Origin of the sequence: Shewanella sp. NKUCC06_TVS (assembly GCF_019345515.1) — a bacterium.
GTDB lineage: Bacteria > Pseudomonadota > Gammaproteobacteria > Enterobacterales > Shewanellaceae > Shewanella > Shewanella oncorhynchi.
In genome coordinates, this window is the sequence record NZ_JAHKQX010000016.1 from 54,794 (window position 1) to 70,789 (window position 15,996).

At 47.5% G+C, this 15,996-nt stretch carries 12 protein-coding genes; 7 read left to right on the plus strand and 5 right to left on the minus strand.

Annotation, left to right across the window (positions count from 1 at the left end):
- Nucleotides 1-36: 36 nt before the first annotated feature.
- From prpC to KO531_RS17110, 4 genes are all read left to right on the plus strand, one after another.
- Nucleotides 37-1,164 carry a 2-methylcitrate synthase gene (gene prpC / locus KO531_RS17095; protein WP_219251777.1) on the plus strand — a complete coding sequence of 376 codons (1,128 nt, stop codon included), beginning with the start codon at nucleotides 37-39 and terminating at the stop codon, nucleotides 1,162-1,164.
- A gap of 80 nt (nucleotides 1,165-1,244) precedes the next feature.
- Nucleotides 1,245-3,848: a Fe/S-dependent 2-methylisocitrate dehydratase AcnD gene (gene acnD / locus KO531_RS17100; RefSeq protein WP_219251778.1), complete on the plus strand. Its 2,604-nt coding sequence runs from the start codon at nucleotides 1,245-1,247 to the stop codon at nucleotides 3,846-3,848.
- A gap of 139 nt (nucleotides 3,849-3,987) precedes the next feature.
- A complete protein-coding gene (prpF, locus tag KO531_RS17105) occupies nucleotides 3,988-5,193 on the plus strand; it encodes a 2-methylaconitate cis-trans isomerase PrpF (RefSeq protein WP_219251779.1) in 1,206 nt (401 codons plus the stop codon).
- A 370-nt stretch (nucleotides 5,194-5,563) separates the two neighbouring features.
- Nucleotides 5,564-10,090 carry an EAL domain-containing protein gene (locus tag KO531_RS17110; protein ID WP_219251831.1) on the plus strand — a complete coding sequence of 1,509 codons (4,527 nt, stop codon included), beginning with the start codon at nucleotides 5,564-5,566 and terminating at the stop codon, nucleotides 10,088-10,090.
- A gap of 72 nt (nucleotides 10,091-10,162) precedes the next feature.
- Here the strand turns inward: KO531_RS17110 and KO531_RS17115 are convergent, their stop codons facing one another.
- Nucleotides 10,163-11,254, minus strand: a complete 1,092-nt coding sequence (locus KO531_RS17115) for a branched-chain amino acid aminotransferase (RefSeq protein WP_131524942.1) — start codon at nucleotides 11,252-11,254, stop codon at nucleotides 10,163-10,165.
- Nucleotides 11,255-11,484: 230 nt separating this feature from the next.
- Between KO531_RS17115 and KO531_RS17120 the strand changes: the two genes are divergently transcribed.
- Both KO531_RS17120 and KO531_RS17125 read left to right on the plus strand, forming a co-directional pair.
- On the plus strand, nucleotides 11,485-11,760 hold the full coding sequence (locus KO531_RS17120) for a Rho-binding antiterminator (RefSeq protein WP_219251780.1): 276 nt from the start codon (nucleotides 11,485-11,487) through the stop codon (nucleotides 11,758-11,760).
- A gap of 1 nt (nucleotide 11,761) precedes the next feature.
- A complete protein-coding gene (locus KO531_RS17125; protein ID WP_219251781.1) occupies nucleotides 11,762-12,103 on the plus strand; it encodes a hypothetical protein in 342 nt (113 codons plus the stop codon).
- Nucleotides 12,104-12,265: 162 nt separating this feature from the next.
- Here KO531_RS17125 and KO531_RS17130 read toward each other — a convergent pair whose 3' ends face one another.
- A complete protein-coding gene (locus tag KO531_RS17130) occupies nucleotides 12,266-12,619 on the minus strand; it encodes a RidA family protein (RefSeq protein ID WP_173248029.1) in 354 nt (117 codons plus the stop codon).
- Nucleotides 12,620-12,700: 81 nt separating this feature from the next.
- The gene (locus KO531_RS17135; RefSeq protein ID WP_219251782.1) at nucleotides 12,701-14,194 is read right to left on the minus strand and encodes a Na+/H+ antiporter NhaC family protein; all 1,494 of its coding nucleotides are present in this window, start codon (nucleotides 14,192-14,194) and stop codon (nucleotides 12,701-12,703) included.
- Nucleotides 14,195-14,373: 179 nt separating this feature from the next.
- Between KO531_RS17135 and KO531_RS17140 the strand changes: the two genes are divergently transcribed.
- Nucleotides 14,374-14,595, plus strand: a complete 222-nt coding sequence (locus KO531_RS17140) for a cell division protein ZapB (RefSeq protein ID WP_131524947.1) — start codon at nucleotides 14,374-14,376, stop codon at nucleotides 14,593-14,595.
- Here KO531_RS17140 and KO531_RS17145 read toward each other — a convergent pair.
- Together KO531_RS17145 and KO531_RS17150 are read right to left on the minus strand one after the other, a co-directional pair.
- On the minus strand, nucleotides 14,592-14,804 hold the full coding sequence (locus KO531_RS17145) for a DUF1107 domain-containing protein (RefSeq protein WP_006083486.1): 213 nt from the start codon (nucleotides 14,802-14,804) through the stop codon (nucleotides 14,592-14,594). The two genes, KO531_RS17140 and KO531_RS17145, sit on opposite strands and share 4 nt — an antisense overlap.
- A 505-nt stretch (nucleotides 14,805-15,309) precedes the next feature.
- Nucleotides 15,310-15,918 carry a thiol:disulfide interchange protein DsbA/DsbL gene (locus KO531_RS17150; protein WP_131524948.1) on the minus strand — a complete coding sequence of 203 codons (609 nt, stop codon included), beginning with the start codon at nucleotides 15,916-15,918 and terminating at the stop codon, nucleotides 15,310-15,312.
- Nucleotides 15,919-15,996 lie beyond the last annotated feature (78 nt).

Genomic DNA, 15,996 nt, shown 5'->3' on the forward strand with positions numbered 1-15,996 from the left:
GCAATAACCACATAGAGTTAACGGAAGGGAAGGATTATGTCAGAAGCGAAAAAACTAAGCGGTGCAGGATTACGTGGCCAGAGCGCAGGCGAAACAGCATTGAGCACAGTGGGCGTGTCAGGCAGCGGCCTAACGTACCGCGGTTATGATGTGAAAGATCTCGGTGAAAATGCCACCTTCGAAGAAGTCGCCTACCTTATTCTTTACGGCGAGCTGCCCACGGCAGCCCAACTTGATGCCTACAAAACCAAACTCAAAGGCCTTCGCGGTCTGCCGCAAGCATTAAAAGAAGTATTGGAGCGCATTCCAGCCGACACTCATCCTATGGATGTGATGCGTACTGGCTGCTCTATGCTAGGCAACTTAGAAGCCGAGCACAGCTTTAGCGAACAGAGTGAAATTACCGACCGTTTACTCGCCGCCTTCCCATCAATCATCTGTTACTGGTATCGCTTTAGCCACGATGGCGTACGTATTGATACTGAAACCGATGACGATCAAATTGGCGCACACTTCCTGCACTTGTTACATGGTAAAGCGCCGTCGGCACTGCATGCTAAAGTGATGGACGTATCGTTAATTCTTTATGCAGAACATGAATTTAACGCATCAACCTTTACCGCCCGCGTATGCGCTTCAACCTTGTCAGATATGCATTCATGCGTCACTGGGGCGATTGGTTCACTGCGCGGCCCGCTGCATGGCGGCGCGAACGAAGCGGCGATGGAACTGATCCAAGATATGAAAGATGAAGCCGATGCGCGCGACATCTTAATGGGCAAACTCGAGCGTAAAGATAAGATCATGGGCTTCGGCCACGCGATTTACCGCGACAACGATCCACGTAATGCCATCATCAAAGAATGGTCAGAAAAACTGGCGGCGGCCAACGGTGACGACCGCCTATACCGCGTATCAGTTGCCTGCGAAGCCCTGATGTGGGAACAGAAAAAACTCTTCTGTAATGCTGACTTCTTCCACGCCAGCGCTTACCACTACATGGATATTCCGACTAAGTTGTTTACGCCAATCTTCGTGTGTTCACGCGTCACAGGCTGGGCGGCGCACGTGATGGAGCAACGCTCTAACAACCGCATCATCCGCCCGAGTGCCGATTATGTGGGCGTTGCACCGCGCAAAGTGGTAGCGATTGCCAACCGTTAAGCAAAATTGACCACACTTGGCGTGAGATTTCACTCAATGTAAGTCTCGCGCCAACTTCATTTTCCGAAATGGATGATGTTATGAGCACTGCTATGAATACCCAATATCGCAAGCCCTTACCCGGCACTCAACTCGATTACTTCGATACCCGCGAAGCCGTAGAAGCCATTCAAGCTGGCTCGTATGCCAAGCTACCTTACACCTCGCGCGTTTTAGCTGAAAACTTAGTCCGTCGCTGCGATCCGGCCGTTTTGACCGACTCGCTAAAACAGATTATCGAATCTAAGCAAGAACTGGATTTCCCTTGGTTTCCTGCCCGCGTGGTGTGCCATGATATTTTGGGGCAAACCGCTTTAGTTGACCTTGCGGGTCTGCGTGACGCTATTGCCGCTAAGGGTGGCGATCCGGCCAAAGTGAACCCTGTTGTACCAACACAATTAATTGTGGATCACTCACTCGCTGTCGAATTTGGTGGTTTTGATAAAGACGCCTTTGCCAAAAACCGCGCCATCGAAGACAGACGCAACGAAGACAGATTCCACTTTATTGATTGGACGCAAAAAGCCTTTAAAAACATTGATGTTATCCCTCAGGGTAACGGCATCATGCACCAAATTAACTTAGAGCGTATGTCGCCTGTGGTGCATTCACGCAATGGCGTGGCCTTCCCCGATACCTTAGTCGGTACCGATAGCCACACGCCGCACGTTGATGCGCTCGGCGTTATCGCCATAGGTGTCGGCGGCTTAGAAGCCGAAAGCGTCATGCTAGGGCGCGCATCCTATATGCGTCTACCGGACATTATCGGTGTCGAGCTCACGGGCAGACCACAGCCAGGCATTACGGCTACCGATATCGTATTAGCCTTGACCGAGTTTCTACGCGCACAAAAAGTCGTCTCATCTTACTTAGAGTTCTTCGGTGAAGGCGCAGCGGCGCTGACATTAGGCGATCGCGCCACGATTTCGAACATGACGCCTGAATTTGGTGCCACTGCGGCCATGTTCTACATCGACCAGCAAACCTTAGATTATTTGACCTTAACTGGCCGCGAAGCCGAGCAAGTTAAACTGGTTGAAACCTATGCCAAAACCGCAGGTTTGTGGGCCGACAGCTTGACCGAAGTGCACTATCCACGCGTACTGCGTTTTGATTTATCTTCGGTGGTGCGCACCATTGCAGGGCCATCAAACCCACATGCACGGGTGCCAACATCAGAATTGGCTGAGCGCGGAATTAGCGGCGTAGTCGAAAACGAGCCCGGCTTAATGCCCGATGGGGCTGTGATTATTGCGGCGATTACCAGCTGTACTAACACCAGTAACCCACGCAACGTGATTGCTGCAGGTCTCATTGCCCGCAACGCCAACGCTAAAGGCTTAAGCCGCAAACCTTGGGTCAAAACCTCACTCGCCCCCGGCTCAAAAGCGGTGCAGTTGTATTTGGAAGAAGCCAAGCTATTGCCTGAACTTGAACAACTCGGTTTTGGGATTGTTGGGTTTGCCTGTACGACGTGTAACGGTATGAGCGGCGCGCTGGATCCTGTGATTCAAAAAGAAGTGATCGACCGCGACTTGTACGCTACCGCAGTGTTATCGGGTAACCGAAACTTTGATGGCCGTATTCATCCCTATGCAAAACAAGCTTTCTTAGCATCGCCGCCATTGGTCGTCGCCTACGCGATTGCAGGCACCATACGTTTCGATATCGAAAAGGATGTGTTGGGATTAGATAAAGACGGCAACCCTGTCAAACTTATCGACATTTGGCCATCGGATGAAGAAATCGATGCCGTCATTGCGACCAGTGTTAAACCTGAGCAGTTCCGCAAAGTGTACGAGCCCATGTTCGATTTAGCCGTCGATTACGGCGAAAAAATCAGCCCGCTGTACGATTGGCGTCCGCAATCTACTTATATTCGTCGCCCACCTTACTGGGAAGGCGCATTGGCGGGTGAACGCGCACTCAAGGATATGCGACCACTGGCGGTACTGGGTGACAACATCACCACCGACCATTTATCGCCCTCTAACGCCATTATGATGGACAGCGCCGCGGGCGAATATCTGCACAAAATGGGCTTGCCGGAGGAAGACTTTAACTCCTACGCCACCCACAGGGGCGATCACTTAACCGCCCAACGTGCGACCTTTGCCAACCCTAAACTTAAAAACGAGATGGCAATCGTTGACGGTAAAGTGCAACAAGGTTCACTGACGCGTATCGAGCCAGAAGGTCAAGTGACCCGTATGTGGGAAGCGATTGAAACCTATATGGAACGTAAGCAGCCGCTGATCATCATAGCGGGCGCAGATTACGGCCAAGGTTCGTCCCGCGACTGGGCTGCCAAAGGCGTGCGTTTAGCGGGCGTTGAGGCCATTGTTGCCGAAGGTTTCGAGCGCATTCATCGCACTAACTTAGTCGGTATGGGCGTGTTGCCGCTGGAATTTAAAGCGGGCGACAACCGCGCCACCTACGGTATAGACGGCACAGAAGTGTTCGATGTCCTAGGCACGCCAGCGCCAAGAGCGGACTTAACTGTCGTTATCACCCGTAAAAACGGTGAGCGCATCGAAGTACCGGTGACGTGTCGTCTCGATACCGCCGAAGAAGTGTCTATCTACGAGGCGGGCGGCGTATTGCAACGCTTCGCACAGGACTTTCTTGAATCAAATCAGGCTTGAGTCGACATTTGAATCGACGCTCGAGTCTGGTTAGATACGACGCTTAAATATCAGCTAGCGAAACCGAGCGCCAGCGACTTCACCATTAAGTTACTGGCGCTCATTTGGACTCCATTGGGAGTCCTTTTGGAGTTAATAAATGAATGCTTCAACAATCCACGCGCCACAAATCAAAGTCGCCGCGACTTATATGCGCGGCGGCACCAGCAAGGGCGTGTTTTTCCGTCTGCAGGATTTACCTAAGGCCGCACAAGTTGCAGGTGCCGCCCGTGATGCCTTGTTACTGCGAGTGATAGGCAGCCCAGACGCTTACGGTAAACAAATCGATGGCATGGGCGGAGCAACCTCGAGCACCAGCAAAACCGTGATTCTCTCCCCTAGCACCCAAACCGATCACGATGTCGATTACCTCTTCGGCCAAGTGGCCATCGATAAACCCTTTGTCGATTGGAGCGGTAACTGTGGCAACTTAACTGCCGCCGTCGGTGCCTTTGCCATCAGTAATGGCCTAATTGATACGGCCCGCATTCCACACAATGGCATCTGCACAGTCCGAATATGGCAAGCCAACATAGGCAAAACGATTATCGCCCATGTGCCAATCACCCATGGTGAAGTGCAAGAAACCGGTGATTTTGAGCTCGATGGTGTAACCTTTCCTGCCGCCGAAGTGCAAATCGAATTTATGAACCCAGCTGCGGACGAAGATGGCGGCGGTGGCAGCATGTTCCCTACGGGCAATCTTGTCGATGTGCTAGAAGTGCCGGGCATTGGCAGCTTTAACGCTACTATGATCAACGCGGGCATTCCCACCATTTTTATCAACGCAGAAGACTTAGGCTACACTGGCACTGAGCTACAAGATGATATTAATAGTGACAATGCCGCCCTGGCTAAATTTGAAACCATTCGCGCCTATGGCGCCGTGCGTATGGGCTTGATTTCACATATTGATGAAGCTGTTGCACGCCAACATACGCCTAAGATCGCCTTTGTCGCTAAGCCTAAAGCCTATGTGTCATCGAGCGGTAAAACCGTCAATGCAGATGAAATTGACCTACTGGTACGCGCCTTGTCTATGGGCAAACTGCACCACGCTATGATGGGCACGGCTGCCGTTGCGATTGGTACGGCGGCGGCAATTCCCGGCACCTTAGTCAACTTAGCCGCAGGCGGAGACACCAAAGACAAAATAGATGCGGTACGTTTCGGTCATCCCTCTGGCACCTTGCGTGTTGGTGCTGAAGCAAACTTAGTGAATGGAGAATGGACGGTCGTCAAAGCCATTATGAGCCGCAGCGCCCGCGTACTGATGGAAGGTTTTGTGCGGGTGCCCGCTGCGTAATTTTATCTAAGTAAACAGTTCAACCAAAGACCTTGCTTCTCCCCCTTCCGGCAAGGTCTTTTTTCTATTCTCGCCCATCATTTTAATCTGCTTCGCCCGTATTTGTCTTAGCATGATATGTTGACATACCTGAAACAATGCTAAGATCCTTTAGCAAAAACGCCAGAATACAAACTCGTCATAAAAAGAATATTGGCAGTAAAACGGTACAGTTAATATATTGCATGATCTATTACAGAATCACGCCCATCGATTTTGGTTATTTTTAAACCAAGTCAGCAATTTAAGTCGCATTTTTACAGCAAAATGGCATGTAAGGTCTAGGCTAAGAACTAAACTAAATAGAAACCTAATCAGGATGGGTCCGTTTTTGGTAGGGGAAAATTTGAGTCAACTAATCCACAAGCTAATGTTAAGTACGCTTTTTATCCTAAGTTTGTGGGGGATCTCGTGCAATGGATTAGCTCAACCATTGAGCGCGGCTTCCACACAGCTTAAATTTGAACATATTCGCAGTGAAGATGGCCTTACCCAAAATACGATTACTAGCCTATTTATGGATAATGCAGGTATGTTATGGATTGGCACTCAAGATGGTTTGCATGCTTATAACGGTCACAGCTTCAATATTTTCCCCCATTCACCCAATGATCCGAGGAGTATTTCTGAGAGCTATGTCTCTGACATTATTCAAGACTCAGAAGGTAATATCTGGGTTTCGACTTTCAGCCAAGGGGTAAATCGACTCGATTTGAGCACAGGGACCTTTGAACACTTTGGCCAAGAACAAGGGCTTACCGATCCACGCACAACCAAACTCAGCGTTGTAGGCAATACACTCTGGATTGGTACTAAAGCAGGACTATTTTCCCTATCGACCAAAACCAAACGCATTACCCAAGTGAACTTAGGTAATAGTGTTCAACCCCACATCACCAGCTTAGCCAATGTTGAAGACACTTACCTGCTGGCAGGAACACAAGATAGCGGCACCTTTGCTGTCAGTGCCAATACTATCACTCGCTTAAATGTCCCGCAGAATCTCACTGCACATCAAATTAGGGCACATTCCGCTAATGCGATCACCTTAGCTCTGGGTGGGCAATTATGGCATTACAACTTAGCGTCACAACAGGGCGAAATCCTCTGGCAGACAGACGATAATGTGCCTTACATTAAAGATTTTATCCAAACTGAGCAGGGTGACTTTTGGGTTGTTGGGCCAGAAGCTGGTCTCATTCAACTCGAGAGAAACGATAAGGCATTTACTGCGACCTACCACAGGTATGATCCTAAGCGTACCAACAGTATCAGTGAAAATAACATGCTGAGCTTACTGCAAGATCCCTTTGGCAATTTATGGTTAGGTGCCAGTTATTCTGGTCTAGATAAAATTAATACCCGTCGTCAATATTTTCAGCATATTTACGAATCCATCCCCAACCTGTCGCAACAAAGTAATAACATTCGCACCTTGTTCCGCAGCCAAGATAATGCGCTATGGATAGGCACCGAAGGTGCTGGGCTTAAACGCATGTTGGCCAATGGGAAATATGAACACTACACGGAACTCTTTGCTAATGCCTTAGGGATGCATCAACGCAACTTGAATCTTACCCTGCGAGATATCGACCAAGACAAAAATGGCGTGCTTTGGTTTGCCACTAACTATGGGCTAGGTCGACTGGCGCTAGATGGCCACTTCCAGTTACTCAAGGTGACAGAACGTACTGATCAAGGCTCAGAAACCAATTATATCCGTAGTTTAGATATTGATGAGCAAGGTCGCCTCTGGGTGGCAACAACCAATGCTCTCTACCGTAAGGCGATAGATACCGATGAATTTACTTTTATCTCATTGGCACATATTGATAATTTCTATCCGGCACAAAACCAGTTTTTAATCCTCAGAACACACAAAGATACGCTATGGATAGGTACACTCGATGGCCTCCTTAAGCTGGATATGAAAACAGGCACAGGTAAATCCTACTTCCATCAATCCTCAGACAAAAACAGCCTGATCAACAACCGTGTCCGCGATATTTTAGTCACAAAGTCGGGCGAGGTATGGTTTGCCACCCATGGTGGGATCAGCAAGCTACCGTCCCAAGAGGCCGATGCAGGTTTTAGCCACTATACCCGCAATCAGGGATTACCAAGTGATACCATCTATGCCTTACTCGAGGATCAAGAACACAACATTTGGTTTAGTAGTAATGCGGGGATAGGAAAGCTCAATCCTAAAACCAATCGTGTCATCATATTTAACGAGCAAGAAGGGCTACAAGCACTGGAGTTTAACGGTGGCGTAAAACTTGAATACAGCGATGGCGATCTCTGGTTTGGTGGTATTAATGGCATAAATCGTTTCAATCCAAAGTCAATTCCAGATCAACGACCCGATGTTAAAGTCGCACTCACTGGCTATAGTATTGCGGGTAAAGGGCACACTATTCTCGATTTGAGCCATCCACCTAGCATAGTAATGGACTATAGCGATCAGCTGATCAGTTTTGAGGTGACCTCATTGGATTTCAGCTATACGGGTAAAAACCGCTTCAGCTATTTTCTTGAGGGATTTGATAACGAGTGGCATGAGCTCCCCACAGGTAATGAAATTACCTTTACCAATATTAATCCTGGTCACTACCAACTGCATGTTCGCCATGGGCTGCAATACAACTCTCAAGGTGACTACGCCCTTTCTGTCGATCTTCATGTACAAGCGCCCTTCTATCGAACTCAGTTCGCCTACGCCCTCTATAGCTTGCTCTCTCTATGGCTGTTGGCTTGGATCATTATCTGGCGCAAAAGAAAACGCCAGCAACAGCGCGAATTTGAAACCAGTATCCGCGCCTCAGAGGAGCGACTCAAACTTGCACTTTGGGCCTCTGGCGATGGCATGTGGGACTGGAACATACCAGAAAATCGCGTCTATCGTACCAATATGGATTCTTCAGTCCCCCATTGGAATAGCAGCAATATAGCCCATGAGAGCATGCACTCAGAGGATAGAGAAAGATTCAAATTTGAGCTTAACGAACACCTTCAAGGTCGTTCGCCTTTCTTCGAAGCAGAGTACCGAGTCGAACGCTCCCCCGGTAATTGGGTATGGATTTTAGACCGCGGTAAAGTGGTGGAAAAAGATAGCCTAGATAATCCGATCCGCATGACAGGGACCAACCGCAACATTACCTCACGCAAACTGATTGAAAACGAGTTGGTACTGTCATCACAAGTGCTCAACAGTATGAACGAAGCCGTTGTAGTGGGAGGATTAAATTATCGAATTCGTTCGGTCAACCCAGCATTTTGTGCCATTACAGGGTACACAGAACGCCAAATAACCGACAGGCATTTCATTCACTTAGCCTTTAGTCGCCAACAGCGGGAGTTGTTCAATACAATTGAACAACAGCTACTGCGTCACAAACATTGGGTCGGAGAACTGTGGATCCGCAATAAACAACGTCAGGCCATTTTAGTCTGGCTTGAAATCAACCAAGTGATCGATATCAAAGGTGAAACCAGTCACTTCGTTGCAGTATTTACCGACATCACAGAGCGGAAAAAAGCCGAAGAAGATCTGCGTTTTCTCGCCAGCTTCGACACATTAACTGGCTTACCGAACCGAACTTTATTTCAAGACAGGCTCAACCACGCGATTACTCAAGCGCACAGAGCGAATAATATCGTTGCCTTGCTGTTCTTAGACCTCGACCGCTTTAAACATATCAACGACTCTATGGGTCATCATGTCGGGGATTTGTTACTGAAAGCCGTGGCAAGACGACTGCAAAATGCAGTGCGTGATGGCGATACTGTCGCACGCTTAGGTGGCGATGAATTTACTATTATTTTAGAAGGTGTTGCGAAAACAAAAGCCGCAACCCTGATCTCAGAAAAAGTGCTCAGAGCATTCCAAACGCCCTTCCTATTGGACGATAAAACGCTAACCATCTCGACCTCAATTGGTATCAGCTTATACCCTAACGATGCGGACAATGCCGACTCACTGATTAAATTTGCCGATACCGCCATGTACCACGCAAAATCATCAGGTCGAAATAACTTTCAGTTTTATACCTCTAAGTTGAATGAAATCGCCACCCGTCATGTACAACTCGAAAGTGGTTTAAAGGAAGCTATCCAACGCAAAGAACTCAGCTTGGTTTATCAACCTAAATTCTGTTTACGAGATGGTTCACTCACAGGACTGGAAGCACTTTTACGTTGGTATCACACTGAACTTGGCCCCATTTCCCCCGTCGAGTTTATTCCGCTGGCGGAAGAAACCGGCATCATCACCCAAATTGGCCATTGGGTGATCAATCATGCTTGCCAGCAATTAGCCGAATGGAATAGCTTAGGATTTAACGGGATCACTATTGCCGTCAACCTATCGGCTCGCCAACTGAAGGCGGACATTATCTCCACCATCGAAGTCGCTTTAGCCGTATCAGGTCTCCCGGCTCAATCTCTTGAGCTTGAGCTTACTGAATCAATGATCATGGGCAATCCGCAGGAGTCGGTCAGCATCCTATCTAAACTCAAGGCCCTAGGATTGACCATAGCCGTGGATGATTTTGGTACGGGTTATTCGAGCCTAAGCTATCTCAAACGCTTCCCGATAGACACGCTGAAAATTGATCGAGAGTTCGTCAGAGACATCACCAATGATCCCGACGATGCCGCCATCACCAGCGCCATTATTGCCCTCGCTCACAGCTTAGAACTGAATGTCGTCGCCGAGGGCGTAGAGACCCAAGAACAGCTCAACTTCTTGGCGATGCAAGGTTGCGATCAAGTACAAGGTTTTTTACTGAGTAAACCCTTAAATGCCGAAGATTGTTTAACCTTACTCAAAAATCAATCTAAGCCACAGCCACTTTGATTTAAGGCATTATCGACAAAAACAGCCAATAAAAAAGGCTCCTAGGAGCCTTTAAACATCACCACAAATTCCTTACTTTGCTAAACGTTCAACACGCTTAACCCAGCCTTCAGGACCTTTAATATGGCCCTTTTGGATTTCGGTATACAGTTTATAGATGCGCTGAACATGCTCGCCCACTTCACCATTACCGACAGTGACAACATGGCCATCTTCAAAAATGTAGGAGCCCACAGCAGAAACCACAGCCGCCGTCCCAAAACCACCCGCCTCGATAATTTCACCAGATTCAATATCAGCGATAAATTTATCAAGCATGACAGTCTCTTGGCGCACTTCACAACCGAGCATCTCTCCCAATTCCATAATGGATTGCGAGGTGATCGACTTCAAAATAGTATCTGTGAAGGTTGGAATAATCACAGTGCCATCTTTTAAGATGTGGAAATGGTTCATCGCGCCCGCTTCTTCAATCTGTTGATTGGTTGAATCGAGATATAACACTTGCGATGCACCAAAGGCTGCCGCTGCTTTACCCGCACGCAACGAAGCAGCATAGTTACCCGCGGCTTTTGAGGCGCCAGTGCCACCCGATACTGCACGATGGAAAGTTTTGCTGATCAGTAAGCGTATGCCTTTGTTCACGCCAGCCGCGTAATAAGCGCCACTTGGGCTTAACACAACACAGAAGGTATAACGCGAACTTGGGCTCACAGAGAGGCGGTCTTCGGTCGCAAAAATAAAAGGACGAATATACAGACACGCGCCTTCTTGCATCGGGAACCAGAGGCGATCGACATCGATCAACGCATTGATCGCATCCATCTGCATTTGTTCATCGATATTGGGAATACAGACGATATCGGCGGAGCGATTCATCCGCTCGGCATTCTTATTAATACGGAAAGTATAAATCTCGCCGTCTTCATGCATAAAGGCTTTAGCGCCTTCGAAGATCGACTGGCCATAATGCAACGCCATTGCACCCGGTGCCATTTCAAATGGTCCATAAGGAACGATGCGCGGATCGCACCATTGTCCGTCATGATAATCCATCAAAAACATATGATCGGTTCTGAGGCTACCAAAGCCCACATTCCCCTCGGGCTTGAATTGCTCAGTACGGCGCTCGGACGCAGGTTTTAAATTGTAAGTTATTTCCATCGCATACCACCTTGATTACTGAACAAGCAGACTAGGGAGCGACAGGAATAAAGTCAAGAGGGGCGCGCATATCTAAAGGTCTAAGCAAATAAAAAACTCGCTAACACGCTTGGTTCAACTTTTCACACGGCCTCAGAGACAGGATAAAACAATCCGCATTGGGTCACACATAATGCCAATGGCAAGTATTTTTGCCACAATAGTGGTCGAACTTCCAATGAGATGATCCTATGTCAGATTATAAAATGATCCCCTGCGCCCACTACGACTATCTCGAACTCGCCTGTCTGCGTGGTTATCAACTCAACATTGAGCTTATTGATGGCACCCAGTGCCAAGGTCAAGCCATCACCACGCAGACAAGAGCCGACAAAACAGAGTGGCTTATCATCCAACTGCAACAAACTAAACAATCCCTTAGACTCGACCATATCGCCGCCATCACCCCCCTCGAGCCTAATGCTGAATTTGGTCGAGTACTCATTGCGGCCAAGCAAAGGATATAACATGGCAACTATGATTTTATCGGTTGAAATCGGTCATTGGATCGGTGGGCATAACGGCCAATACCCCCATCTCATTGAATTTGATATGGCACATTTAGATAGACCCTTTCAGGTCAGCGAAGGTTGGGGGCATGGTTTAGGAGGCTCCGCTTACTCACTCGCACAATTTGTCGAAACGCCTTATTTCCTCAAACTCAAAACCGAGGCTCCTTGGGCGTTTGCCATTATCGAACAAGGCTTAGCCCAACAAGATATTGAGACTATCGCCACCGCACTCTCAGAACAATATGGGGATCATCCGCCGCTTGTCCCTGCACATTTAATGGAATACTTATTAGGTTAAAGCAAAAGGGTTTTGTTAGAAGAGAGTGGACCTGCTGAACAATACAGGTTTAGTTAGCGAGGTGTATTGCGGAAAAGCTTCACCGAGTCATGACACTCGGTGACAGGATTCGAAATAGGGATCGAAACAGGCTTCTAAACGGGACGAAAAATAGCTTAGCGCTTAAACCGCAACCGCCGCAATCACTGAGACTTCAACCAAATATTCTGGCTCGGCAATAGCGGCTTGCACACAAGCACGGGCTGGCGCATGACCTTTAGGCACCCAAGCATCCCATACCGCATTCATCGCATCATAATCACCCATATCTTTCAGATAAATAGTCGCTGACAGTAAATGCTCACGCGAACTTCCCGCCTGCGCTAACAAGGTATCGACCTCCTCAAGCATAGTGACAGTTTGCTCGGTGATACCTTGATACTTGTCCTTCGCCACTTGACCACACAGATACACAGTACCTTGATGGATCACTATACTGCTCATGCGGGTACCTACATCTAAACGGGTAATACTCATATTGATAATCTCTTAAATCAGATGCACTTAAATAAATGGCTCAGCAAGAACCGAATCGGCCATTTTAGCGATAAACTGACTTTATGTCTGCGCCACGAATCTGGGCAAAGGTGAATAAAAACGTGCCATCAAGACAAATAATCCTAGACTACAGCTCACCACGGCCAGCCACACTAACGGCGTCGCCACGGCTAAATTGACTAATTGAAATCCGACTAAGGCTGCGCATGCCGCGATCAAAGCAAAGGGCAACTGAGTCACCACATGGTCATGGGGAGCGCAACCTGAGCTGGTCGCACTGAGCACGCTGGTATCTGAAATGGGCGAGCAGTGGTCGCCAAAAACCGACCCCGCCATCACAGCGCTCAGTACAGGTAACAATAAATGAGGATCTAAGTTATGGGCAATCTCTGCGCCAATAGGGATCATAATTGCAAATGTTCCCCAGCTTGAACCCGTCGCAAAAGCCATTATCGCGCAGAGTAAAAACATTCCCGCAACCAGCAGGTGCGGGGAAAGATAAGCCTTAGCCCAAGCAGCCAATAATTTAGCGACGCCAAGATCTTGGATCACAGCGCCAATCATCCAAGTGCAGAGTAAAATCGCAATGGCGAAGGCGATCATGCGAACTCCGTGGCTCAAATCCCCCACTAACGCCGTTAAACGTCGCCCAGACAAGCCTAACATGGCAAGAGTGACCAAGGTTGCCAACAAACAAGCATCGCGCATAGAAGCGCCAATATCAGCCTTAGCAAGCCAAAGTGATACATCCCAAGAAGAGACCTGCTGAGCCCCCGACCACAAAGTTAATCCCACTGAAGCAGACAGCAGAGTCAGCATAGGGATTGCGAGCAGCCAAGGATTTCCCTTAACCTCGACCGTATTGGAGGATTCCACAGCAGTAGCAGCAACAAAAGAGTGAAAACCTACGCCATACCAAGCGACGAGCACGGACAAGCCTAAGGTCACTATGGCGTAAAAGTTAAATAAGGCTACCTCAATAAAGGCTTCCAGCGGCGACACAGGCAAAAAGCTGATCCCCGCGATAAGCGCCATCACATAGGGGCCCCAACTGGAGAAAGGCAATAGCGCGCATAAAGGCGAAGCATTGGAATCAACTAAATAGGCGAGCTGCTCATGGCGAATACCATAACGCTGGCTGAGCGGCTGACATACATGGCCGACAGCAAGACAACTGAAAATCCCATCGATAAACACTAACCAACCAAGAAATACGACCCCAAGACGCGCCTGACGTTCAGTACGAATACGGCTATATAGCCAATCACCAAACTGACCCACGGCACCACCACGTGCTAACAATTGCGTCATGCTACCGAGCAGTAACATGGCGAACAGCACATTGAGATGCCAAGCTTGCCAAGCACCTTGGGCATAAAATTGTTTTACACCGATATCAAGCAAATACAACCCAGCTTGCAGAGGATCAAATTGGGCGATTAATAGGGCACCAGAGACAATACCTACGCCTAAAGCCACCAGCGTGCGGCGTAAAAATAGGGCTAAGGTTAAGGTCAACAGTAGCGGGAGTATGGCGAGCAAACTAGGCGACATGGACCATTCCGATAAAAAATAAAACCAAGAATACTAACGAGTTAATAACAAATGCAAAAAAACTTAATTTAGAACCCAGTAATAGGGTGTTTTTTAACCAAACGGCAAGAATCGCTATTCCTTAAGTTCTAGGCACTGCTAGAATCACAGTCCCATCCAGAAACCATAGGACTCTCCAGATGAGCCTTGAATTACTGTCCAAACTGGAAACCAAAATCCAGGCTGCACTCGAAACTATCGAGCTTCTAAAAATGGAGCTTGAAGAAGAGAAGCAAAAAGCGTCTACGCTGAGTGAGCACAATCAACAATTGAATGAGCAAAACCAGCAACTACAAGAAGAACTCACTTCTTGGAACGAAAAAGTGACTGGCCTTGTTGGCTTGTTAAACAGCGAAATCTAAACTGCATTAGTTTGATGATGCTGCGCTTCGATCAGTTCGTTCAATTCTAAAATAGCCTGCTTCACTTTTGGCAGGCTTTTTCTTGGCAGTAAAAACCGTCCCTTCTCAAATTCCAATCGTCCTAAATCTTTAACCCAAATAACACCAGTGAGAAAAATACGCGCGTGCTTAACGATAAGCTTAGGTGCGTAGACAGGAAAAACTCTCATATGACCACCTACAAGCATTCTTGTTGTTATTGATTACAGTTGTTTGACAGAAGCTTTGCCACTTGAGTTTCATCGTTAGAGTGGTATTTTTCATCTTTTATCGCCAAAAATACTTAATCGTTTGATTTAGTTAAACTATGAATATGTCACCCTGTGAGTAAAAAAGAAGAACGCCATAATAATGTCACTTGCCAATTTTTTGACACTCTGCTAAATTATTAGCGTTACTCAGGGTAAAAATGAGTCCTCTGGCTCAAGTCCGTACTTTCTTTTACAAGAAGTACGGTTTTTTTTGCCCATTTTTTGCCTCGTCTTTATTCCATAAGTTCAAACGACTAGCCTACAGAGGCCTAACTCAGTACGTTAAACTCCCTATCAAAGCGCTATTTGCCTTGTTGTTGCCAACCGCCCCAATAAAAAAGAGCCCTTAGGCTCTCTTTAACATGCAATCGATACAGCATTATCATCCGCTCATATGACAGCAGTGCGGGTAACGCCTATCGAACTATTTTTTTGCTAGGTAGAAAGCAATTTCTAACAGCTCGTCGTAGGATTTGATTGCCCCTGTTTCAACACGGTACTTACCGTTAACAACCAGAGCAGGTACACCCGTCAGCTTAGCATTTTCAGTATCACGCTTCATCTTTGCCATTTGCGCCTTTACCATGAAAGACTCTGCAGCCGCATCGAAGGTTTTACCATCGACACCGTTAGCAATAAACACAGCACGAACATCATCGCGATTAGTAAAATGCTGTTTCTTCTCATGAATAGCAGAGAATAACGCCGCATCCATTTTCTCATCGACGTTTAACTGATGTGCGACTGCAAATGCGCGTGACATTTCAACCCCCATCTCTTTGCCGATAAAATCAACGTGTGCTTGGTTAAACGCAACGCCTTCTGGCTTCTCGGTGAGAATTTTTGGCACTACGGTTTTAGAGAAAGTAAAACAATGCGGACAATAGAAAGAGAAAAACTCAGTAATCTCAGGCTTCGCAGTTGCTGGGCCATCGTTAATCACTGTGTAATGCACACCTTCTTGGTATTCCACAGCCGATACTGCCAGTGGCGCCATTAACAGAGCCGCGGCCATGAGTAATACTTTTTTCATGAAAATTCCTTAAATCATTTTGATAAATTGGCTGGAGACTAACATATTCCATTTTTTGAGTGTAACTCAAGCTTAAGA

Excerpts from the sequence above, each read along its gene's own strand:
- prpC (WP_219251777.1), top strand. The coding sequence starts at position 37 with ATGTCAGAAGCGAAAAAACTAAGCGGTGCAGGATTACGTGGCCAGAGC.
- acnD (WP_219251778.1), top strand. The coding sequence starts at position 1,245 with ATGAGCACTGCTATGAATACCCAATATCGCAAGCCCTTACCCGGCACT.
- prpF (WP_219251779.1), top strand. The coding sequence starts at position 3,988 with ATGAATGCTTCAACAATCCACGCGCCACAAATCAAAGTCGCCGCGACT.
- KO531_RS17115 (WP_131524942.1), bottom strand. The coding sequence starts at position 11,254 with ATGGAAATAACTTACAATTTAAAACCTGCGTCCGAGCGCCGTACTGAG.
- KO531_RS17120 (WP_219251780.1), top strand. The coding sequence starts at position 11,485 with ATGTCAGATTATAAAATGATCCCCTGCGCCCACTACGACTATCTCGAA.
- KO531_RS17125 (WP_219251781.1), top strand. The coding sequence starts at position 11,762 with ATGGCAACTATGATTTTATCGGTTGAAATCGGTCATTGGATCGGTGGG.
- KO531_RS17130 (WP_173248029.1), bottom strand. The coding sequence starts at position 12,619 with ATGAGTATTACCCGTTTAGATGTAGGTACCCGCATGAGCAGTATAGTG.
- KO531_RS17135 (WP_219251782.1), bottom strand. The coding sequence starts at position 14,194 with ATGTCGCCTAGTTTGCTCGCCATACTCCCGCTACTGTTGACCTTAACC.
- KO531_RS17140 (WP_131524947.1), top strand. The coding sequence starts at position 14,374 with ATGAGCCTTGAATTACTGTCCAAACTGGAAACCAAAATCCAGGCTGCA.
- KO531_RS17145 (WP_006083486.1), bottom strand. The coding sequence starts at position 14,804 with ATGAGAGTTTTTCCTGTCTACGCACCTAAGCTTATCGTTAAGCACGCG.
- KO531_RS17150 (WP_131524948.1), bottom strand. The coding sequence starts at position 15,918 with ATGAAAAAAGTATTACTCATGGCCGCGGCTCTGTTAATGGCGCCACTG.